This is a genomic window from Litoreibacter roseus, from assembly GCF_009811795.1.
Taxonomy (GTDB): Bacteria; Pseudomonadota; Alphaproteobacteria; order Rhodobacterales; family Rhodobacteraceae; genus Litoreibacter; species Litoreibacter roseus.
Genome location: NZ_BLJE01000002.1, coordinates 689,270 through 708,720 on the forward strand (window position 1 = coordinate 689,270; position 19,451 = coordinate 708,720).

Consider the following 19,451-nt stretch of genomic DNA (forward strand, 5'->3'; position numbering starts at 1 on the left):
CGGAAAGCGACATCCACGCACTGGAACAAGACCAAAGGCGCAGACCATCCTCGATCTGTACCTTACGCTCGGCCTTGTCGGCCTTGTCGGCCTTATCTTGCCTGACTGACGCATATTCTGTGGATAAGCCGGGCCTGCCGTCCATATCTGGTGGTTTGCCGTTGACTCGTGCCCGCCCGGTGAAAACAATCGAGGACTACATCCCGATTCCCGCCAAGGATAGCGTTTTTTGCGATTCTCGAAACTTAGACTGAATGGCTTCAAAAGCTTCGTGGACCCCACGGAACTGATCATCGCCGATGGTTTGACCGGGGTGGTCGGCCCGAACGGGTGTGGCAAGTCCAACTTGCTGGAAGCCTTGCGATGGGTGATGGGAGAAACCCGCGCCAAGGCCATGCGGGGCGGCGGTATGGAGGACGTGATCTTTGCCGGGGCGGCATCGCGCCCGGCCCGGAATTTCGCGGAAGTCTCGCTGACGATCGATAATACGGAACGGTTGGCACCTGCGGGCTTTAACGATCTGGACAGTCTGGACATCATCCGGCGGATCACGCGGGATGCAGGTTCTGCCTATAAGGCGAATGGTAAGGATGTTCGTGCCCGCGATGTGCAAATGTTGTTTGCCGACGCTTCGACCGGGGCCCATTCGCCCGCGCTGGTGCGGCAGGGTCAGATCAGCGAGCTGATCAACGCGCGTCCCAAAGCGCGCCGCCGGATTCTGGAAGAGGCCGCGGGTATCTCCGGGCTCTACCAGCGTCGTCATGAGGCGGAATTGAAGCTGAACGGCGCAGAGACCAATCTGGCGCGTGTAGACGACGTGCTGGAGCAACTGGCGCAGCAATTGGCACAACTGGCGCGGCAAGCAAAACAGGCCGCGCGTTACCGCGAAATCGGCGAGGCGTTGCGCCATTCCGAAGGTTTGTTGCTGTACCGGCGCTGGAAAGAGGCGGACAGTGCGCGGGCGGCGGCCTCTGCCGATTTGACCGAACGCACCAAGCTGGCCGCGCAGTCCGAAGCGCAAGCTCGCGAGGCGACAAAACTACGTGAGACCCAAGAAGGCGCGCTTCCTCCGATGCGGGAGGAAGAAGCGATTGCGGCGGCTGTTCTTCAGCGGCTGCAGGTTCAGCGCGACACGCTCGATGGTCAGGAACGGCAGGCCGAGCAGACGATCCAGACGCTGACCGCTAGGATTGAACAATTGGCAAACGACATCGCCCGCGAAACATCGTTGAACAATGATGCAGGTGAGACGATTGCCCGACTTGATTGGGAGGCGGGCGAAATCGGCAAGCTGTCCGAGGGACATGCAAACCGACTTGACGACGCAGCAACTGAGGCGCGGGAGTCGGCGACGATCCTGCAGAACCGCGAGACGGAACTGTCGGAGCAGACTGAGGATATGGCGCGCTTGGCCGCACGTCACCAATCGGCGCACCGGTTGCTGGACGATGCCACCAAAACTCTGACGCGCTATACCTCCGAAGCGGAAAAAGCCGGTGCTGCTGTTGTGGCAGCCCAAACCGCGACGTCGCAGGCCGATGCTGCGCTGATCGCGGCACAGAGCAAATTGAGCGAGGCAACGGCCAAGGCAGATGCAGCAGACAAGGCGCTGGCTGACGCCGACGCGGCCCGAACCGAAACGCAAGCGCGTGAGGCCGATGCCCGTGCTGCCCGGTCCGAGGCGGATGGTGAGGCGAACGCGCTGCGGGCAGAGGCCAGTGCATTGGCGCGGCTGGTCGAACGGGACACAGCTGAAGGGGGCCAGCTTCTGGATCAGGTGCAGGTCAAGTCGGGCTATGAGAAAGCTCTTGGCGCGGCACTGGCCGATGATCTGCGGGCGCCACAGATTGAGGCCGATGAAACGACAGGCTGGGCACGGTTGCCCGGTTACCCCAAGCCGCAATCGCTGCCCGATGGGGTGCACGCACTGACGAGCTACGTGACGATCCCGGATGTGCTGGCCCGCCGGATGAGCCAAGTCGGGCTGGTGGATGCCTCGGATGGCGCACGGCTGCAGGAACATCTGGCCCCCGGACAGCGGTTGGTCTCGGCCGAGGGCGATCTATGGCGGTGGGACGGGTTCCGGACAGGTGCTGAGGACGCGCCATCAGCGGCCGCTTTGCGGTTGCAACAGCTCAACCGGTTGGAAACACTGAAGCAATCTTTGGAACAGGCCACCGCGAAAGCCGACGGCGCGCGGCAGGCCCATGAGTTTTTGACAAAAGAACTTGCGGCGCTGACGCAGGCGGATCGGGAAGCGCGTGACGCGCGTAAGCGAGCGGATCAGGAGATGGCAGATGCCAGCCGGGCCTTGTCTCGCGCCGAAGGCGACAAAAGCATCGCGGAAGGCAAGGTCGAAAGCCTGCAACTGGCCGTGACCCGTTACGAAGAAGAAGCAATGGCCGCGCGGGAACAATTGCGGGAGGCCGAGAAAGGCATAACGGATCTGGGCGATCTGGACGCCGCCCGTGCGCAGGTCGAAGACATCAAAATGACCGTCGAGGCAGCGCGCATGACGATGATGTCCAAGCGGTCGGCTCATGACGAATTGCATCGTGAAGGTGAGGCGCGGCTCAAGCGCAGTCAGGAGATCACCAAAGAGGTCAGCGGCTGGAAACATCGTCTGGAGACGGCCGAAAAACGGATCGGCGAGCTGGAAGAGCGTAAGGCAGCTTCGGAGATTGAGTTGAAAGGCGCCAGTGCCGCGCCATCGGAAATCGCTGCCAAGCGCGATGAACTCGTCGGCGCGATTGAGGAAGCCGAAGGTCGCCGTCGGACCGCCGCGGATGCACTTGCGGCGGCTGAAACAATCCTGCGCGAAGCGGTGCAGACCGAGCGGGACGCGGAACGCAACGCGTCCGAGGCGCGGGAGGCACGGGCGCGTTCGGAAGCCTTGGCGGACGCTGCGAAAGAGACCGTGGTCTACGCGGTCGAGCGCATCCGGGAAGAGCAGGAGACAACGCCTGATGCATTGCTCGAACGGCTGGACACTGACCCCGAACAGATGCCGACGGCGGAGACCATTGAGAACGACGTTAACCGGTTGAAACGCCAGCGTGATGCATTAGGGGCAGTCAATCTGCGCGCCGAGGAAGACGCACGCGAAGTACAGGAAGAGCATGACACACTGGCCAATGAAAAGATCGATCTGGAAGCAGCGATCGGCAAGTTGCGGACGGGGATTGCGTCACTCAACAAGGAAGGCCGGGAACGGCTTCTGACAGCTTTTGAACAGGTGAACGGCAGCTTTGGCACGCTGTTCAAGCACCTGTTTGGCGGCGGCGAGGCCAAGCTGGTGATGGTCGAAAGCGATGATCCGCTTGAAGCGGGGCTGGAAATCATGTGTCAGCCGCCCGGTAAGAAGCTCTCGACCCTGTCGCTGCTGTCAGGTGGTGAGCAGACGTTGACTGCGCTTGCCCTTATTTTTGCGGTATTTCTCGCCAACCCGGCGCCGATCTGTGTGCTGGACGAGGTCGATGCGCCGCTGGACGATGCAAACGTAACCCGCTTCTGCGATCTTCTGGACGAGATGACACGTCGGACCGACACACGGTTTCTGATCATTACCCACCACGCGGTGACGATGGCCCGGATGGACAGGTTGTTCGGCGTGACCATGGGCGAGCTTGGCGTCAGCCAGCTTGTCAGCGTGGACCTGAAAAAGGCAGAGGCGCTGGTCGCCTAGAAGCTGCCGAACGCAAGGCCCATCGCGATCACCACCACCAAAGCAAGAAGTGGGATGAGAACCGCCACAACGAAGATATCGGGATAGGCCTTACGGTGTGATAGCCCTGCGATGGACAGAAGCGTGATCACCGCCCCGTTGTGGGGCAGGGCGTCCAAACCACCCGTGGATAGCGATACAACCCGGTGCATGAGATCCGGTGAAATGCCCTCGCCCTGCGCGCGCAGGGCATAGTCATCGCCCAAAGTGGCCAGCGCGATGGACATCCCACCTGATGCCGACCCGGTCAGCCCCGCCAGGAGCGAAGCCGCAATCGCCAACGACACCAGCGCATTGCCGCCAAGGTCGTCGACCGTCGCGGCGATCTGATCGAAGGCCGGTAGGTTTGCGATCACGGAGCCGAAACCGACAAGCGCTGCAGTATTGAACAAGGGCAGAAGCGCGGCCTCCGCACCCTTTGTGAGAGCGCGTCTCGGGCTGGTCAGGCCGCGCCATCCCAAGCCGAGTGCGAGCAGAATTGCGACAGTTAAGCTGATCATGATGGACCATAGACCGATCAGCGCTTGGGGCTCGGTTGCACCCCAAGCGGCGGACCGCAGATAACTCAGGTCGGTGGCGGGCAGGACCGACGTACTCAACAGCAGATTTAGCCCCACGGCTACGGGAATGGGCAGCGCGGCGACGATCAGCGGTAGCTTAGGCGCGGTTTGACGAGTGACGATATCGCTCGGCCCTTCGGCACGTGCGCCACGCCAGTTCAGCCAGGTTAACCCACCGGCCAGCATGATCGACCCGGCGATCATGCCTAGTCCGGGGGCAGCGAACAGGGTCGTTCCAAAATAGGCCATCGGGATTGCGTTCTGGATTGCAGGCGTGCCGGGCAGCGCCGTCATGGTGAAGGTGAATGCCCCAAGCGCGATGGCCGCGGGATCAGATGGGCTGACAGCCGGGCCTGTGTGAAAAGTGCGGCGGCCAGTGGAAACACTGCAAAGGCCACCACGAAGAGTGAGATGCCGCCGTATGTCAGAATGGCACAGGCCAGCACCACCGCCGCAATCGCGTGCCGCGTACCAAGGGCGTCGGCGATAGCATGGGCGAGCGTTGTTGCCGCGCCGGTGGCCTTCATCACCTCGCCAAACACGGCACCCAACAGGAACAGCGGGAAAAATGAGATCACGAAGCCACCCAAGGCTGGCATGAATATCTGGGTCAGAGAGGCCAAAAGCGGAAGGCTTGCCAAGGCAGCGGCCAAGGCCGCCATAACTGGTGCCAGCAATAGAAGCGGTCCACCGCGCCAGCTGAGAAAGATCAAGAGCAAAAGCGGAAGGAGAAGGGGAATGAATGCGGGCATCTGACGCTCGTTCACAGGAATGTCGTGCGCCGTGCATGGGCTTTTCTCAACGTCCCGCATTGATCTGGCGCAACCCGGTCGTGAGATGTCGCGGGGTCAGTTGAAAGACGTGCTGTCGTGCCTAAAAAAGTGCAGCTCCTGCCAGAAAAAGCACCACTATGCCCCAGGCGCGCCAAAGCATATGAACGGCTCGGTCGATGTCATCTGGCGTGATACCGCGGCGGCCTTTGGGATTGACGAACGGCTCTTCCCGCATCTGACCATCGTAGCTGCGTGGACCCGATAGCGCGACATCAAGCGCGCCCGCCATCGCAGCCTCAGGCCATCCGGCGTTCGGGGATCGGTGGTGGACGGCATTCGCGCGGATCATCGGCCACAAATCCAGCCGCCCGGCCCCGATCATCAGAAGACCCGCCGTCAGGCGGGCGGGCACCCAATTTACCAGATCATCGAGACGCGCCGCGGCCCAGCCAAACGCTTCGTGCCGGGGGGTGCGGTAGCCGATCATGCTGTCTGCGGTGTTTATCATTTTGTACGCGAGGATGCCGGGCAAGCCCAGCAGAAGGAACCAAAAGGCAGGCGCAATAACCCCGTCCGACAGGTTTTCCGCCGCGCTTTCGATAGCTCCGCGGGCGACGCCGCTTTCATCCAGATCACGGGTGTCGCGCCCGACGATCCGCGCGACCATCATACGCCCGTCGGCCAAACCGACGCGCAGCGCTTGCGCTACATCCGCCACATGGGTGACGAGACTGCGTTGGGCGAGAAGGATCGCGGCAAGAACAACTTCAAACATCGGTCCGAGCGGTAGTGCAGACAATACCCAACCGACAAGCACGGCGGCGGCCACAAGGGCTGCGATCACCAAGGCCCCGCGCAAGCGCCTCGCGCCGCCTGAGTTGAATGTCTTATCGCACCAGCTGATCGCATTCCCCATGAGCACAGCCGGGTGCGGCACGCGGGACCAGAGCCAATCGGGCTCGCCCAGAAGAGCATCTAGCAGTAACGCCAGAAGCAAAAGGGCGGCGAGATCGGTCATCTTAAGGCAGTTTCAAGCTGATCCCATCTGTCTGGCGCTGGAAGGCCCAAGCGGATCCATGTTTTGGAGTAGGGAAACGTGCGCGACCAGATATGGCTCTGCGCCAGCTTGTCTTGAAGTTCAGCGGCGTCCTTTGTGGTGTAGAGACGGAACAACGGTGTTCCCAGCGGATCCCGCTGTGCATGCGGCGCCATGAGCTTGTCGAGCCGCTTGAAGTCCTCGTCCAGACGTGTACGTGTCGCGTCCGCCCAAGCCATGTCATCCAACGCGCGGGCACCAATTTCCAGCGCCGGGCCCGCGACGGGCCAAGGGCCCAACATCTCCGCCATTTCATCGATCCGATTTTGTGGACCGATCAGGAACCCCAGTCTCAGACCAGCAAGCCCCCAGAATTTTCCAAAGCTTTTCAGCACCAGAATATCGCGCAGACCGTAATCTTTTGCCCGCGGCGTTTCACCAATGTAGCTATCCGACGGTGCAGTATCGCAAAAGCTTTCGTCATAGATGGCCGTCAGGTCTTCGTGCCCATCTGCTTGGGCAGGGGGTGCGGCGGCGACACCATCGGGATTGTTGGGATGCACGTAGACCATGGCATTGGGGCGTTGCTTGGGGCCATTGATCCGCCAACCGGCGTTTTCGAACGCCGCGGCCCATTCATTGTAGGTCGGCTCCTCTATACGAACCTTACCCACGCCCCCGAGGAGATTTGGAAGTCGTGCGATCAGAGCGGATGCACCGGGCGCTGCAAGGATGTCCACACCGTCTGGCACCGACCAGAACCGCCGTGCGGCCGCCAAAAGCCGGTCCCGCGCGCCAATGTCAGGCAGGGCCGTCCATGCGTCCTGCGAAACGTCACCAACAGGGTAGGGCACCGGATTGATGCCGGTGGACAGATCTAACCAGTCCGCCCGTGTGCCGCCGTACTTTTCGATCGCGGCATCCAGACCGCCCCCGTGGTCGCGTAGATTCGTCATTTGTCCGGCAGGGGCGGGTGACGGGTCACGAAATGCCCTTTGATGGGCTGCGGCCACTGGCGGTATGGCACAACGCCGGTTTCCATCTCTGCGTGGAGGCTGGCATATTCGACCACAGCCTCGGCGGCCTCTGGAGTTGGATCAAATTCCCCGAGCGTATAGGCCAGCTTGCCCTTGGATTGGATGGCAATATTACAGGCCCGATTGCAGCCCATGAGGCAGGAATGGCGACGCACGGCGATGGCCTTTCGTCCCTCGGAGGCCTTTTCGATGAGATCCGCAAAAACTTCGCCGTCCGTTTGACCTGCGGTTTCTGCATCCCACCCGTCCCGTTTGCACGTGTCACACACCGTAATCCACGTCGTCATCGCCAAACCTCATGTTTTCCACACTTTTCGTGTGGTATGCCCAATGCTAGACTGCACAAAGAACGGAAAAGCTGCTGAGTTGCAAGGCAACGACACGCCACAAATTTGCCATTTTCCGTTAACGGATAATTAGGAAATTTGACCGAGAACTTAACCTTAATGGGAAGTGTACCGGCCTTTTACGTGCTGATGACTCGGTCGGAGTGAAACATGAACGTGCTTATCGTTGAGAACCACAGCAGCCTTGGGGCTGTCTGGAGGGATCATATAGGGCGCCTTGGTGCCAACGCGTGTCTTGCCCACACGCAAGCGGATGCAATCGAAGCATTGCGCGAAGACGAGTTTGAAATATTGATCTTGAATCTGGGCTTGAGTGATGGCGGGGCCTTGGCCATTGCTGATTACGCAAGCTACCGCCAGCCCAATACCAAAGTTATCTTTGTGACCAGCGATAGCTTTTTTTCAGACGGGTCCATCTTTCAGTACATGTCTAACGCATGTGCGATGGTGCCCGGTGAAACGCCGCCCGAAGACCTGGCGGCAATTGTGGACTATCACGGGCGCTAAGTGCGCCCGTGATCCGCCGCCCAGATCAGCACAGGGTTGGTGGGAATTATCCGGTTCGGATTTATCGTCTCGTGGCTGTAGTGATAGTGCCGGACGATATGATCGAAGCCTACGGTGTCGGACACACCATCCCATTGATAGAGCTCGCGCGTGTAGCCCCATAGATTGGGGTAGTCGATGATACGTTTGCGATTGCATTTAAAGTGCAGGTGATAGACCAGATCAAACCGCACCAGTGTCGTGAAAAGCCGCCAGTCGGCCTCGGTGATCTGGTCGCCCATCAGGTAACGATGCGTCCCAAGCCTGTTCTCCAGCCAGTCGAGGCTGTCAAACAGCGGACCCACAGCCGCGTCATATGCGTCTTGTGTGGTCGCAAAGCCAGCTTTGTAGACCCCGTTGTTCACGGTCTCGTAGACCCGTGAATTGACCTCTTCGATCTCGTCGCGACGTGCCTCGGGCCAGAAATCCAGCGTGTTTCCGGTCAGCTCGTCAAAAGCGCTGTTGAACATGCGAATTATTTCTGAGCTTTCGTTGGACACGATGGTTTCACGGGTCTTGTCCCAGAGGATCGGCACCGTGACGCGACCGGATACTTTTGGATCGGCCTTTGTGTAGATATCGCGGGCGAAGGGCAGGCCGTAGAGTTTGTCGCCCGTTGCACCTTGCATATCCGTTTCAAATGTCCAGCCATCACCCATCATGTCTGGATGGACGACAGAGACGTCAATCAGATCCTCAAGGCCTTTCAGCTTCCGAAAGATCAGCGTGCGATGTGCCCAAGGACAGGCGAGTGAGACATAGAGATGATAGCGGTCGGCCTCCGCCTGAAACCCGCCTTCTCCGGACGGACCCGCCGTGCCGTCAGCGGTGATCCAGTTCCGAAACCCCGCCGTAGACCGCTCAAACGCGCCACCTGATTTTTCCGTGTCATACCATTTGTCATGCCACTCGCCGTCGATCAGAAGTCCCATGGGTCTTATCCTTCTAAAGCTACTCCGGTGGCCTAACGCGCTTGGAGGGCTTTGGGATACATACATCCCCGCGCAGCGTCTGTGCGGTACTGTTTTTGATCCGGCGCTCCCAATGTGGCCAGAGCATTTCTGACGTGGATCGCTGCGTCGCAATTGATCAGGCACAGGACGCAAACCTCGTTGCGGTGCGACAGGTCCCGCTCTATACCGGATTCAGACGAGGCCCCTACGGGCCAGAGAGGTTGGCAGCCTGATGATCGACCCAGATCGGGGATCGGATGGCAGCATCGTCACGGTGCAGCGGTCTGGTTTCGCCGCCTGCCTCTCTTCCATTTATGCTGGCTGAAAGGTATGCGCCATGATCCGTTTCTCTGTCGTTCTTCTCGCACTGACGTCCCCGGCTGCGGCCCATGTCGGCCATATTGGTGAGGCGGCAGGCCATGGGCACTGGATTGGGGCCATCGCACTTGGCGCCGCGGCGGCGATCACACTGGCGGCGGCTTTGAAAGGTCGGAAAAAAGAAGAAGCCGAGCCTGAAAGCGAAGAAGTTGAAGAAGACGAGGAAGCCGAAGCATGAGCAAAATCGGCGTCATGATCTGCGGCCATGGCTCTCGCAGTCAGGCTGCGGTCGATGAGTTTTCCGTTCTTGCCGAAAAGCTGCCCGCCTATTTGCCCGATGATTGGGAGACGGAGTATGGCTATCTCGAGTTTGCCAACCCTGTGATCCGCGACGGGCTCGACAGCCTGCGTGAGAAGGGGTGCGACAAGATCCTTGCCGTCCCGGGTATGCTCTTTGCGGCGATGCATGCCAAGAATGACATACCGACCGTCCTGAATACCTATGCCGCCAAGCATGACATCGAGGTCAGCTATGGGCGGGAGCTTGGCGTTGATCCAAAAATGATCGCCGCCGCCGGTGCTCGGGTTCAGGACGCGATTGACCATGCCAACGCCAAGACCTTTGTTGCGAATGAGGACACTTGTCTGGTCGTGATCGGGCGTGGCGCGTCGGATCCGGATGCAAACGGCAACGTGGCCAAGATCGCCCGAATGGTCCACGAGGGGTTGGGTCTTGGCTGGGTCGAGGTCGGTTATTCCGGTGTGACCTTCCCCTTGGTAGAACCGTGCCTGACCCACGCCGCCAAGCTGGGCTATAAGCGAATTGTCGTGTTTCCGTATTTTCTGTTCACGGGCATCCTGATCGACCGAATTTACGGGTTTACGGATCAGGTGGCCGATGCGCATCCGGATATCGAGTTCGTCAAGGCAAGCTATCTCAACGACCACGATCAGGTTCTCGCGACATTCGCGGAGCGGATCATCGAACAGGTCGGGGAAATCCCGCCACCGAACTGCGCTATGTGCAAGTACCGAACGCAGGTTCTGGGCTTCGAGGCCGAGGTCGGCGCGGTTCAGGAAAGCCACCACCACCATGTGGAAGGGCAGGGCGCCTCTGCACCGGGCTCAAACGTGGCCGATTGCACTTTGTGCGATACGTTCTGCACGGGCCTGTGTCGGCTGGAAAACGAAGATCACCACCACCATCATCACCACGGCGATGACCACAGTCACAGTCATGATCACCACCATCACGCACCTTACCCCCATGCCGCTCATCCGCATGGTCCGGAGAGCGCGCGCAAGACGAAGTCCTGACTGCCGATATGCGGCCCTACGAAAAAGACCCGAAGGCAATTTACGCGGCGAGTTTTGCGACCGTTCGGGCCGAGGCGCGGCTGGATCGCTTCCCGCCTGGGCTCGACGCGCTGGCGATCCGTGTGATCCACGCGTGCGGCATGATCGAAGTTGCGGACAGGTTGGCGTTTTCCCCACGCGCGGCGGAGGCGGGGCGGACGGCGTTGGCTCAGGGTGCGCCGGTGTTGTGTGACTGTGAGATGGTTGCGGCCGGTGTAATCCGGCGCCTGCTGCCTGCGAACAACGCCGTCTTGGTGACGCTGAACGATCCCAGCGTTCCGGACCGGGCCGCGCAGATCGGCAACACGCGTTCAGCGGCTGCTGTCGAGCTATGGGAAGATCACATAGAAGGGGCGGTCGTGGCCATAGGCAATGCGCCGACGGCGCTCTTCCACCTGTTGGAGCTGCTGGATGCGGGTTGGCCAAAGCCGGCGGTCATTCTGGGCTTTCCGGTGGGCTTTGTCGGTGCAGCGGAAAGCAAGGCTGAACTGGCTGCAAGCCCGCGCGGGTGTGAGTTCGTTGCCCTGAAAGGCCGCAAGGGTGGATCGGCGATTGCATCCGCTGCCGTGAACGCCTTGGCCGCCGGATTGCCGGAGGATGTCGCATGACCTCCACGCCTTGGCTTCATATCGTCGGGATCGGCGAAGACGGAATGGCGGGATTAACGCCCGCCACACGGGCTGTGGTGGAAGCGGCCGAGATAATCATCGGCGGCGACCGGCATCACCAGTTGTCCGACGGCGTGCAGGCCGAGCGCATCGCGTGGCCGTCGCCCTTCGATGCACTGATCGACACACTGACCGCTCACCGGGATCGTCGCGTTGTCGTGCTGGCCACGGGCGATCCGCTTTGGTTCTCCGTGGGTGCGCGGATTGGGCGGGCCATTGATCCGTCCGAGATTGTCTATCACCCCCAGCTTTCCGCCTTTCAACTCACCGCCGCCCGCATGGGGTGGAGCCTTGCGGACGTCGAGACACTGACCGTCCATGGTCGTCCTGTCGCGCAGATGGTGGCGTTCATTCAGCCCGACCAGCGTTTGATTATCCTGACCACCGGGGCAGAGACGCCGGCCCAGATTGCAGCCTTTCTGAGCGAGCGTGGCTTTGGCAAATCGAAGTTGACCGTGCTGGCTGCGATGGGCGGCGCGGCCGAGCAAAGGTTTGACGGAACGGCAGAGGGCTGGTCGCATGAGGTGCCGGCTTTCAACACGCTGGCCGTGGAATGCATCGCAGCCCCGGATGCCGCGCTGCTGCCTCGCGTGCCGGGGCTGGACGACAGCCTGTTCCAATCCGACGGAACGATGACCAAGCAAGAGGTTCGCGCGGCGACTTTGGCCAAGCTGATGCCCATGCGCGGGGCGCTGCTGTGGGACATTGGTACCGGCTGCGGCTCGGTCGCGATCGAATGGATGCGGGCCGCGCGGTATGCACGGGCGATCGGCATTGAACCACGGGCCGACAGGCGGGCTATGGCTGCGGCCAATGCGCTTGCTCTGGGCGCGCCGAAGCTTGAGTTGATCGAAGGTCATGCGCCAGACGCTTTGCAGGGCTTGAACGATCCCGACGCGATTTTCGTGGGGGGCGGTCTGACGAAGGACGTTTTCGATGTGGCCTGGTCTGCGCTGCGTCCGCTGGGACGTCTGGTCGCCAATGCGGTGACGCTTGAAAGCGAAGCGGTCTTGTTGGATCTGCACAAGGCCCATGGCGGCACATTGGCCCGGATCAGTGTCAGCCGCGCAGACCCGGTGGGACGAATGACCGGGTGGCGCCCGTCGATGCCGGTCACGCAATGGAGCCTCGTAAAAAGATGAGCGGGACGCTTTATGGCATTGGCGTGGGACCGGGCGATCCCGAACTGATGACCGTGAAAGCCGTGCGGCTGATCGGCGAGGCTGATGTGATTGCCTATCCGACGCTTGCGGGTGGGGAAAGTTTTGCGCGGGCCATCGCATCCGGCGTGATCCCGTCATCGGCGCGGGAAATCCGAATGGACGTGCCAATGACCCACGCGCGCGAACCGGCACAGGCGGCCTATGATAAAGGCGCAGAACAGATTGCGGACGCACTCGCAGCGGGCGAGATGGTGGTCTGCCTTTGCGAAGGGGATCCGTTTTACTATGGCTCGTTCATGTACCTCTTCGCGCGGCTCTCGGATCGGTTTAATGTCGAGGTGATCCCCGGCGTGACCTCCATGACGGCCTGTGCCGCGCGGGCTGGCTTGCCCTTGGTCGCGCGGAATGAACTGCTGACGGTGTTGCCCGGACCGCTGCCCGAGGAAGAGCTGCGAAAGCGGATTGAAGGGGCGGAGAGCATTGTCATCATGAAGGTTGGGCAGCATCTGCCCAAACTGCGGGGGGTCCTTGCGGATCTGGGCCTGCTGGATCGTGCCATCTACGTGGAACGCGCCACCTTGCCGGAAGAGAAGGTTTTGCCAATGACGAAAGCCCCTGAAACTGCGCCATATTTCTCCATGATTTTGCTGACGAAGGGGGCTGATCCATGGCTCTAGACCCGGTTGTCCTCTGCCTCAACCGCTCGGGCGAGCCTGTCGCGCACCGCGTCGCGCAACATCTGGGCTGCGCGCTTCACGGTCGTGAGGGGCGGGTCGATCAGGCGGATGTCTTGTTTCCCAATGCGCTGGATCATGTGCGGGATTTGTTTGCTGCGGGCCGCCCGATTGTCGGTGTATGCGCCAGCGGCATCCTGATCCGGGCGGTGGCTTCGCTGTTGTCGGACAAGACAACCGAGCCGCCCGTTCTGTCTGTCTCCGATGACGGCGCCGTTGTCGTGCCACTGCTGGGCGGCCACCGGGGGGCCAACCGATTGGCAAAGATCATCGCTGACCGGATTGGCGGAACCGCAGCCGTGACGACCGCCGGTGACGTAGCCCTTGGTGTTGCCTTGGACGAACCGCCTGCAGGATGGCGGTTGGTTAATCGTGGTGACGCAAAGGACGCGATGGCGGCTCTGTTGTCAGGTGCAGGTGCAGGTGCAAAGACATCTGGCGATGCGCCTTGGCTGGCGGACTTGCCCAAAGGCGACGGTTTGCGAATTTCCTGCACGGCTGAACCGGTCGCGGATCTGGGCCCAACGCATTTGCAATTTGCACCACAGCTTCTGACCCTTGGTGTCGGCTGTGCTCGAAATTGCCCACCGCAGGAATTGGCCAGTCTGGTGCGAGGCGTTCTGGAGGACGCAAACCTGAGCCCCGAAGCGATCCATTCCATCAACACGATCGGCCTGAAGGCGGATGAGCCTGCCATTCTTGAGCTCGCGACGTCTCTCGACAGACCTTTGCGCCTGTTCGACGCAGAAACCCTTGAAGCCGAAACGCCGCGTCTTGCGACGCCGTCTGACGTCGTTTTTGCTGAGGTTGGCGCTCACGGCGTCAGCGAAGCGGCCTGTCTGGCCCAAGCAGGCCCGGACGCGCTGCTACATGTCACCAAGAGAAAGACCGCCAACTCTACCTGTGCTTTGGCGCTGGCCCCTCAGCCCCTAACCCAACTGCGTGGTCAGGCGCGGGGGCGCTTGTCCATCGTTGGTATTGGTCCGGGCCAATCCTCTTGGCGGACGCCCGAGGCCTCACGGCTGATCGCCGAGGCTGACGAACTGGTCGGGTATGGCCTTTACATTGACCTTCTGGGACCCTTGGCGGCTGGTAAAGCAAGGTCCGACTTCCGGTTGGGTGGCGAGGAGGATCGCTGCCGCTACGCGCTGGAGCGTGCCGGGGAGGGACGCAATGTCGCGCTTATCTGTTCAGGGGACGCTGGCATTTACGCGATGGGCGCGCTGGTGTTCGAATTGATGGATCGGCAGGCGCATGGCGTCAGTGATGCGGCACGGCGGGTGGATGTCGTCTCCACCCCCGGTGTCTCTGCCTTGCAGGGGGCAGCGGCGCGGGCCGGGGCACCCTTGGGCCATGATTTCTGCGCCATTTCTTTGAGCGATCTGCTTACCCCGCGCGAGGATATCCTGCGGCGTTTGCAAGCCGCGGCAGAGGGGGATTTCGTGATCGCATTCTACAATCCGGTGTCAAAGCGTCGCCGGACCCTTCTGGCCGAGGCGCGGGACATTCTTCTCGCGCACCGTGCCCCGGACACGCCCGTCATGCTGGCCAGTTCGCTTGGCCGTCCGGAAGAAGACGTGCGGTACCGCAGACTCGACGCGCTTGAGGTTGACGAGGTCGACATGTTGACCGTGGTGCTTGTGGGCTCTTCCCAATCCCGATTGGCGCAGTTGGGGGAGGGGCCGCGGATGTACACGCCGCGCGGCTACGCGCGCAAAATCGACGGCGATCTGGCCGTTGGCTGAGTGCCGCGTCGCGTGCCAATGACAAGGAAGCAAATCAAATGACAGTCTATTTCATCGGGGCTGGGCCGGGTGATCCGGAGCTTTTGACCTTAAAAGCGCAGCGCATCATTGCCAGCTGCCCTGTTTGCCTCTTTGCGGGATCGCTTGTGCCCGAGGCTGTTGTCGCAGGTGCCCCCGACGGCGCGCGGGTTCTGGACACTGCGCCGCTGACGCTGGACGACACCCACGCCGAGATCGTCGCGGCCCATGGCAAAGGTCAGGATGTGGCGCGGGTTCATTCCGGCGATCCGTCGCTTTACGGCGCCATTGCCGAGCAGATCCGACGTTTGAAGACTGAGGGTATCGACTATCAGATCATTCCGGGCGTTCCCGCTTATGCAGCCGCAGCCGCCGCGCTGGGGCAGGAATTGACCGTGCCGGAAATTGCGCAATCCATCGTGTTGACGCGAATGTCGATGAAATCAACCGCGATGCCTTCGGGGGAAACTTTGGAGAACTTCGCCCGCACCGGCGCGACGTTGGCGATCCATCTTGGCATCCGCGCGCTGCGCGAGATCGAGCGGCAATTGATCCCGCATTACGGTGCTGATTGCCCCGTGATCGTGGCTTACCGCGCATCTTGGCCGGACGAGCTCTACCTGCGCGGTACCTTGAGCGACATTCGCGAAAAGGTCCGCGCCGAAAAAATCACCCGTACGGCACTGATTCTGGTCGGTCCGGCGCTTGCTGAGGTCAAAGACTTCCGGGATTCTGCACTCTACGACCCTGCAACTCCCCATGTTTTAAGGCCTCGCCGGAAGATGGCGAAAATCTGACAAGATTACGGAATCCTTTTGTTGTCGCAGGGGTATGATCACGTTAAATATGTAATGTGAAATGATGTGTAGTACTCTGTGATTGGATAGCGCATGACGACGTTTCTTTCCCGTGAGGTTCAGGACAGTCTGGCCGAGGCAAATCTCAAACGTCTTCGCGCGCAGAGCAGACTTTGCGTTCACGCCGGAAACTCGGTTGTTCGTATCCTCGAGTTCCGCCCCAGCAGCTTTTCGATCGCCGCTGAAGATGCAAGTCATGTCGGTGGTCTTGTCGACATCTATGATGGGCCAAGACATCTCTATCAGGCGCTGATCGTGGCCTCGTCTCAAGAAGACGGATTGATGTCCTACGAATTCAAGCGCAACACGCTGGCCGCCCATGGGCCTGCACTTGATTTCGAGCGGAAGATTGATGCGCCCGCTGGCCTTATTGAAGCACAATAACTGGAATCTCCCAGTATTATGAGAGGCTTAAAGTGCCGGTTTGCGAAAACCGGCATTGAAGCGGCGCTTTTGTTCGAACGCCGGTGGCCGGAGTGGTTATGTTTGCGGCAGACTTGACTGATGAGGAATGCCCCAATGATCCAGACCCCTTATTTGCTATTTTTGGGCGACGCCCCTGACTCCCTTGCAGCCAAGGTTGCGCAGGGGATCAAAGACTGGCGTCCCGAGAACGCCGTGGGTCAGTTTCGGTTGCCCGATTGCAAGGCGGATGTTGGCCTGAAGGACATGACCCTCGAAGAAGCGAAAGCGGCAGGGGCCAAGACTGTCGTGATCGGAGTCGCAAACCGGGGTGGCTATATTTCGGACGCCTGGAAGGACGTACTGATCGAGGCGCTGCGGATGGGCTTTGATCTGGCGTCCGGTCTGCACAATCTGTTGCGCGACGAGAACGATCTGGTGTCCGCTGCGCGCGTCGCGGGTCGGACCCTGCACGATGTTCGAATTCCAAGTGTGGCCTACCCGATTGCCAACGGAAAAAAACGCAGCGGCAAGCGGTGTCTGGCGGTCGGAACCGATTGTTCTGTCGGCAAGATGTACACCGGGTTGGCGATGGATGCCGAGATGCGCGAGCGCGGCATGAAATCCACGTTCAGACCTACAGGCCAGACCGGGATTCTTATCACCGGGGGTGGCGTGCCGCTGGATGCAGTGATCGCCGATTTCATGGCGGGCGCAGTCGAGTATCTTACCCCGGACAATGACGCGGATCACTGGGATCATATCGAGGGACAAGGCAGCCTCTTTCATGTGTCCTATTCAGGTGTGACCATGGCTTTGATCCACGGGGGACAGCCGGACGCCTTGATCCTCAGCCACGAGCCGACCCGCCCGCATATGCGCGGACTGCCGGACTATCAGCAGCCATCGTTGGAGGCGCTGCGCGATATGGCATTGTCGCTGGCACATATCGCCAATCCTGACTGCGTCATCGCCGGGATTTCGGTTAATACGCAGCATCATACTGAGGACGAGGCGAAGGCTTATCTGGCTGAGGTGGAGGAGCGTATGGGGCTGCCGACGGTTGATCCGTTCCGCCACGGTGCAGGCCGCCTGGTCGACGCGCTGGACGCGATCTGATGTTCAGCGTTTCCGCCGATACGTTCCGGTTGGCGCAGGTTTTCACGATTTCCCGCGGATCCCGGACTGAGGCGCATGTGCTGACGGTCCGGGCGGGCAAGGGGTGGGGCGAATGCGTGCCCTATGCCCGTTATGACGAAACAGTGGACAGCGTGACCGCGCAAATCGAAGCATTGCCCGATGGCATCACCCGGATAGAGGTTCAGGACGCGCTGCCTTCCGGGGCCGCCCGCAACGCAGTGGATTGCGCTCTCTGGGACCACGAGGCAAAGAGCGCGGGCAAACGTGTCTGGGACCTGATCGGCCTGCCTGCGCCCAAGCCGGAGGTGACAGCCTACACCTTGTCACTTGATACACCCGATAACATGCAAGCTGCCGCGGCGACGAATGCGTATCGCCCGCTTTTGAAGATCAAGCTTGGCACCCCCGATGACATGGCCCGTCTTGAGGCCGTGCGTCGGGGCGCGCCGGACAGTGCCATCATTGTGGACGCCAACGAGGGCTGGAGCGCGGATGTCTATTCCGACCTCGCTCCGCATTTGTTGCGCCTTGGTGTGAAGCTTGTTGAGCAGCCGCTACCTGCAGGCGATGATGATCTATTGTCCGAGATTGCCCGACCCCTGCCGGTTTGTGCGGATGAAAGCTGCCACGACCGTGCGTCCCTTCCGGGTCTCAAGGGGAAATACGATGTCATCAACATAAAGCTCGACAAGGCGGGCGGGCTGACTGAGGCGCTGGCCCTGAAGGACGAAGCCATTGCGCAGGGCTATGGGATCATGGTCGGCTGCATGGTCGGGTCCTCGCTGGCGATGGCGCCGGCAACATTGCTGGCACAGGGTGTGGCGTTCACTGATCTTGACGGGCCGCTTCTGTTGGCCGAAGACCGGGACGCAGCTTTGACATTTGACGCAGACGGCGTTCATCCGCCCGACGTCGCACTATGGGGATAAACCGATGAGCCGTATTGTTTATGTGAACGGAGCGTTCGTGCAGGAGGAAGACGCGAAAGTCTCCGTCTTTGATCGGGGCTTTCTCTTCGCCGATGGCGTCTATGAGGTCACCAGTGTGATCGACGGCAAGCTCATTGACTTCGAGGGGCATGCCAAGCGTCTGGAACGGAGCCTGACCGAACTGGACATGACATCCCCCGTGACGATGGATGAGCTTCTGGATATTCACCGGCGGCTGGTCACGGATAACGAGCTTGTCGAGGGCATGATCTATCTGCAGATCACGCGCGGCGCTGCGGATCGCGATTTTGCCTATCCCAAGGACGCGACACCAACACTGGTTCTGTTCACACAGGCGAAGTCCTTGGTGGACAGTCCCATGGTCGGGACGGGCATGAAGGTGATCTCGATCGAAGATCAGCGTTGGGGTCGTCGGGATATCAAGACGGTGCAGTTGCTCTATCCATCCATGGGCAAGATGATGGCCAAGGCCGCAGGCGCTGACGATGCGTGGATGGTCGAAGACGGCGCGATCACAGAAGGCACGTCCAACAACGCCTACATCGTGAAAGACGGCAAGATCATCACCCGCCATTTGGGCACTGAAATCTTGCATGGTATCACCCGCGCGGCGGTTCTGCGGTTTGCGAAATCCGCTCAGATGACGGTCGAGGAACGGTCCTTCACGCTGGAAGAAGCCAAAGCCGCGGACGAGGCGTTCATCACATCCGCGTCCACCTTCGTGATGCCTGTGGTGGAGATTGACGGCACGCCATTGGGTGACGGAAAACCCGGCTCCGTTGCGCTGCGTCTGCGCGAAATTTATCTTGAGGAAAGCCGGAAGGCAGCAGTCTAGTCAGAACTGTTCGCTGCCATCCCACTCCAGAATGACTTTGATCTCCTGCTTGAACCGGATGGACTTGCCGCCGAAAAGGCCGGGCGCTTCCGAGAACTTAAGGTGCAAAGCTGCAATCTGGTGGTTCGTCAGCTCCCGCGCGTCCACGTCTGAAAACCCGTAGAGGTTAAGTCGGTTCTGCACCGAGTTGACGAGTTGCGAGTTGGGGGCGGCTGTTACCGCGGCGGTGCTCAGAATGGTCGCAATCGCCACCGCACAAAACGTTGCCTTGATCATCGAAAAGCTCCCT

The 19,451-nt window shown here is 60.5% G+C and carries 20 protein-coding genes; 13 read left to right on the forward strand and 7 right to left on the reverse strand.

Annotation, left to right across the window (positions count from 1 at the left end; translation table 11 throughout):
• Nucleotides 1-229 precede the first annotated feature (229 nt).
• Nucleotides 230-3,685 (forward strand): chromosome segregation protein SMC, encoded by a 3,456-nt coding sequence (gene smc, locus KIN_RS10330; protein WP_159806602.1) that lies wholly within the window; start codon nucleotides 230-232, stop codon nucleotides 3,683-3,685.
• On the opposite strand, the gene KIN_RS10335 is transcribed toward smc, so the two are convergent.
• The 5 genes from KIN_RS10335 to KIN_RS10350 all read right to left on the reverse strand — a co-directional run bounded on the left by KIN_RS10335 (nucleotide 3,682) and on the right by KIN_RS10350 (nucleotide 7,417).
• Nucleotides 3,682-4,578, reverse strand: coding sequence for a GntP family permease (locus KIN_RS10335; protein ID WP_243144891.1), 897 nt, complete (start codon nucleotides 4,576-4,578; stop codon nucleotides 3,682-3,684). The two genes, smc and KIN_RS10335, sit on opposite strands and share 4 nt — an antisense overlap.
• Nucleotides 4,575-5,036 (reverse strand): GntT/GntP/DsdX family permease, encoded by a 462-nt coding sequence (locus KIN_RS22430; RefSeq protein WP_243144892.1) that lies wholly within the window; start codon nucleotides 5,034-5,036, stop codon nucleotides 4,575-4,577. Before KIN_RS22430 ends, KIN_RS10335 begins: the two co-directional genes overlap by 4 nt.
• 121 nt (nucleotides 5,037-5,157) lie before the next feature.
• Nucleotides 5,158-6,075 (reverse strand): adenosylcobinamide-phosphate synthase CbiB, encoded by a 918-nt coding sequence (gene cbiB, locus KIN_RS10340; protein WP_159806604.1) that lies wholly within the window; start codon nucleotides 6,073-6,075, stop codon nucleotides 5,158-5,160.
• Entirely contained in the window at nucleotides 6,072-7,049 is a 978-nt protein-coding gene (locus KIN_RS10345) for a threonine-phosphate decarboxylase (RefSeq protein WP_159806606.1), read from the reverse strand. Before KIN_RS10345 ends, cbiB begins: the two co-directional genes overlap by 4 nt.
• Nucleotides 7,046-7,417, reverse strand: a complete 372-nt coding sequence (locus KIN_RS10350) for a DUF1636 family protein (protein WP_159806608.1) — start codon at nucleotides 7,415-7,417, stop codon at nucleotides 7,046-7,048. Before KIN_RS10350 ends, KIN_RS10345 begins: the two co-directional genes overlap by 4 nt.
• Nucleotides 7,418-7,627: 210 nt before the next feature.
• On the opposite strand from KIN_RS10350, the gene KIN_RS10355 reads away from it, so the two are divergent.
• Nucleotides 7,628-7,984, forward strand: a complete 357-nt coding sequence (locus KIN_RS10355) for a response regulator (RefSeq protein ID WP_159806610.1) — start codon at nucleotides 7,628-7,630, stop codon at nucleotides 7,982-7,984.
• On the opposite strand, the gene KIN_RS10360 is transcribed toward KIN_RS10355, so the two are convergent.
• Entirely contained in the window at nucleotides 7,981-8,955 is a 975-nt protein-coding gene (locus tag KIN_RS10360; protein ID WP_159806612.1) for a glutathione S-transferase family protein, read from the reverse strand. The genes KIN_RS10355 and KIN_RS10360 overlap by 4 nt on opposite strands.
• 358 nt (nucleotides 8,956-9,313) lie before the next feature.
• Here KIN_RS10360 and KIN_RS10365 point away from each other — a divergent pair, with 358 nt between their 5' ends.
• The 11 genes from KIN_RS10365 (at nucleotide 9,314) to KIN_RS10415 (ending at nucleotide 19,162) form a co-directional block, all read left to right on the forward strand.
• Nucleotides 9,314-9,532: a DUF6732 family protein gene (locus KIN_RS10365; protein ID WP_159806614.1), complete on the forward strand. Its 219-nt coding sequence runs from the start codon at nucleotides 9,314-9,316 to the stop codon at nucleotides 9,530-9,532.
• Nucleotides 9,529-10,611, forward strand: coding sequence for a sirohydrochlorin chelatase (locus KIN_RS10370; RefSeq protein WP_159806616.1), 1,083 nt, complete (start codon nucleotides 9,529-9,531; stop codon nucleotides 10,609-10,611). Before KIN_RS10365 ends, KIN_RS10370 begins: the two co-directional genes overlap by 4 nt.
• Before the next feature lie 8 nt (nucleotides 10,612-10,619).
• On the forward strand, nucleotides 10,620-11,258 hold the full coding sequence (locus KIN_RS10375; RefSeq protein ID WP_159806618.1) for a precorrin-8X methylmutase: 639 nt from the start codon (nucleotides 10,620-10,622) through the stop codon (nucleotides 11,256-11,258).
• The gene (gene cbiE / locus KIN_RS10380) at nucleotides 11,255-12,460 is read left to right on the forward strand and encodes a precorrin-6y C5,15-methyltransferase (decarboxylating) subunit CbiE (RefSeq protein ID WP_159806620.1); all 1,206 of its coding nucleotides are present in this window, start codon (nucleotides 11,255-11,257) and stop codon (nucleotides 12,458-12,460) included. The genes KIN_RS10375 and cbiE overlap by 4 nt, the downstream gene beginning before the upstream one ends.
• The gene (cobI, locus tag KIN_RS10385) at nucleotides 12,457-13,158 is read left to right on the forward strand and encodes a precorrin-2 C(20)-methyltransferase (RefSeq protein ID WP_159806622.1); all 702 of its coding nucleotides are present in this window, start codon (nucleotides 12,457-12,459) and stop codon (nucleotides 13,156-13,158) included. The genes cbiE and cobI overlap by 4 nt, the downstream gene beginning before the upstream one ends.
• Nucleotides 13,149-14,960: a precorrin-3B C(17)-methyltransferase gene (gene cobJ, locus KIN_RS10390; RefSeq protein WP_159806624.1), complete on the forward strand. Its 1,812-nt coding sequence runs from the start codon at nucleotides 13,149-13,151 to the stop codon at nucleotides 14,958-14,960. The genes cobI and cobJ overlap by 10 nt, the downstream gene beginning before the upstream one ends.
• Before the next feature lie 38 nt (nucleotides 14,961-14,998).
• The gene (gene cobM / locus KIN_RS10395) at nucleotides 14,999-15,775 is read left to right on the forward strand and encodes a precorrin-4 C(11)-methyltransferase (protein ID WP_159806626.1); all 777 of its coding nucleotides are present in this window, start codon (nucleotides 14,999-15,001) and stop codon (nucleotides 15,773-15,775) included.
• A gap of 93 nt (nucleotides 15,776-15,868) precedes the next feature.
• Nucleotides 15,869-16,219: a hypothetical protein gene (locus tag KIN_RS10400; protein ID WP_159806628.1), complete on the forward strand. Its 351-nt coding sequence runs from the start codon at nucleotides 15,869-15,871 to the stop codon at nucleotides 16,217-16,219.
• Nucleotides 16,220-16,354: 135 nt separating this feature from the next.
• A complete protein-coding gene (gene dgcN, locus KIN_RS10405) occupies nucleotides 16,355-17,356 on the forward strand; it encodes an N-acetyltransferase DgcN (RefSeq protein WP_159806630.1) in 1,002 nt (333 codons plus the stop codon).
• Entirely contained in the window at nucleotides 17,356-18,306 is a 951-nt protein-coding gene (gene dgcA, locus KIN_RS10410; RefSeq protein ID WP_174239113.1) for an N-acetyl-D-Glu racemase DgcA, read from the forward strand. The genes dgcN and dgcA overlap by 1 nt, the downstream gene beginning before the upstream one ends.
• A 4-nt stretch (nucleotides 18,307-18,310) precedes the next feature.
• Nucleotides 18,311-19,162: a D-amino-acid transaminase gene (locus tag KIN_RS10415; RefSeq protein WP_159806632.1), complete on the forward strand. Its 852-nt coding sequence runs from the start codon at nucleotides 18,311-18,313 to the stop codon at nucleotides 19,160-19,162.
• Here KIN_RS10415 and KIN_RS10420 read toward each other — a convergent pair whose 3' ends face one another.
• Nucleotides 19,163-19,438: a hypothetical protein gene (locus KIN_RS10420; RefSeq protein ID WP_159806633.1), complete on the reverse strand. Its 276-nt coding sequence runs from the start codon at nucleotides 19,436-19,438 to the stop codon at nucleotides 19,163-19,165.
• Nucleotides 19,439-19,451: the final 13 nt, after the last annotated feature.

Excerpts from the sequence above, each read along its gene's own strand:
- KIN_RS10355 (WP_159806610.1), top strand. The coding sequence starts at position 7,628 with ATGAACGTGCTTATCGTTGAGAACCACAGCAGCCTTGGGGCTGTCTGG.
- cbiB (WP_159806604.1), bottom strand. The coding sequence starts at position 6,075 with ATGACCGATCTCGCCGCCCTTTTGCTTCTGGCGTTACTGCTAGATGCT.
- KIN_RS10370 (WP_159806616.1), top strand. The coding sequence starts at position 9,529 with ATGAGCAAAATCGGCGTCATGATCTGCGGCCATGGCTCTCGCAGTCAG.
- KIN_RS10350 (WP_159806608.1), bottom strand. The coding sequence starts at position 7,417 with ATGACGACGTGGATTACGGTGTGTGACACGTGCAAACGGGACGGGTGG.
- cobM (WP_159806626.1), top strand. The coding sequence starts at position 14,999 with ATGACAGTCTATTTCATCGGGGCTGGGCCGGGTGATCCGGAGCTTTTG.
- KIN_RS10365 (WP_159806614.1), top strand. The coding sequence starts at position 9,314 with ATGATCCGTTTCTCTGTCGTTCTTCTCGCACTGACGTCCCCGGCTGCG.
- dgcA (WP_174239113.1), top strand. The coding sequence starts at position 17,356 with ATGTTCAGCGTTTCCGCCGATACGTTCCGGTTGGCGCAGGTTTTCACG.
- KIN_RS10400 (WP_159806628.1), top strand. The coding sequence starts at position 15,869 with ATGACGACGTTTCTTTCCCGTGAGGTTCAGGACAGTCTGGCCGAGGCA.
- KIN_RS10375 (WP_159806618.1), top strand. The coding sequence starts at position 10,620 with ATGCGGCCCTACGAAAAAGACCCGAAGGCAATTTACGCGGCGAGTTTT.
- cobJ (WP_159806624.1), top strand. The coding sequence starts at position 13,149 with ATGGCTCTAGACCCGGTTGTCCTCTGCCTCAACCGCTCGGGCGAGCCT.
- KIN_RS10335 (WP_243144891.1), bottom strand. The coding sequence starts at position 4,578 with ATGACGGCGCTGCCCGGCACGCCTGCAATCCAGAACGCAATCCCGATG.
- cbiE (WP_159806620.1), top strand. The coding sequence starts at position 11,255 with ATGACCTCCACGCCTTGGCTTCATATCGTCGGGATCGGCGAAGACGGA.
- KIN_RS10345 (WP_159806606.1), bottom strand. The coding sequence starts at position 7,049 with ATGACGAATCTACGCGACCACGGGGGCGGTCTGGATGCCGCGATCGAA.
- KIN_RS22430 (WP_243144892.1), bottom strand. The coding sequence starts at position 5,036 with ATGCCCGCATTCATTCCCCTTCTCCTTCCGCTTTTGCTCTTGATCTTT.
- cobI (WP_159806622.1), top strand. The coding sequence starts at position 12,457 with ATGAGCGGGACGCTTTATGGCATTGGCGTGGGACCGGGCGATCCCGAA.
- KIN_RS10360 (WP_159806612.1), bottom strand. The coding sequence starts at position 8,955 with ATGGGACTTCTGATCGACGGCGAGTGGCATGACAAATGGTATGACACG.
- KIN_RS10415 (WP_159806632.1), top strand. The coding sequence starts at position 18,311 with ATGAGCCGTATTGTTTATGTGAACGGAGCGTTCGTGCAGGAGGAAGAC.
- KIN_RS10420 (WP_159806633.1), bottom strand. The coding sequence starts at position 19,438 with ATGATCAAGGCAACGTTTTGTGCGGTGGCGATTGCGACCATTCTGAGC.
- dgcN (WP_159806630.1), top strand. The coding sequence starts at position 16,355 with ATGATCCAGACCCCTTATTTGCTATTTTTGGGCGACGCCCCTGACTCC.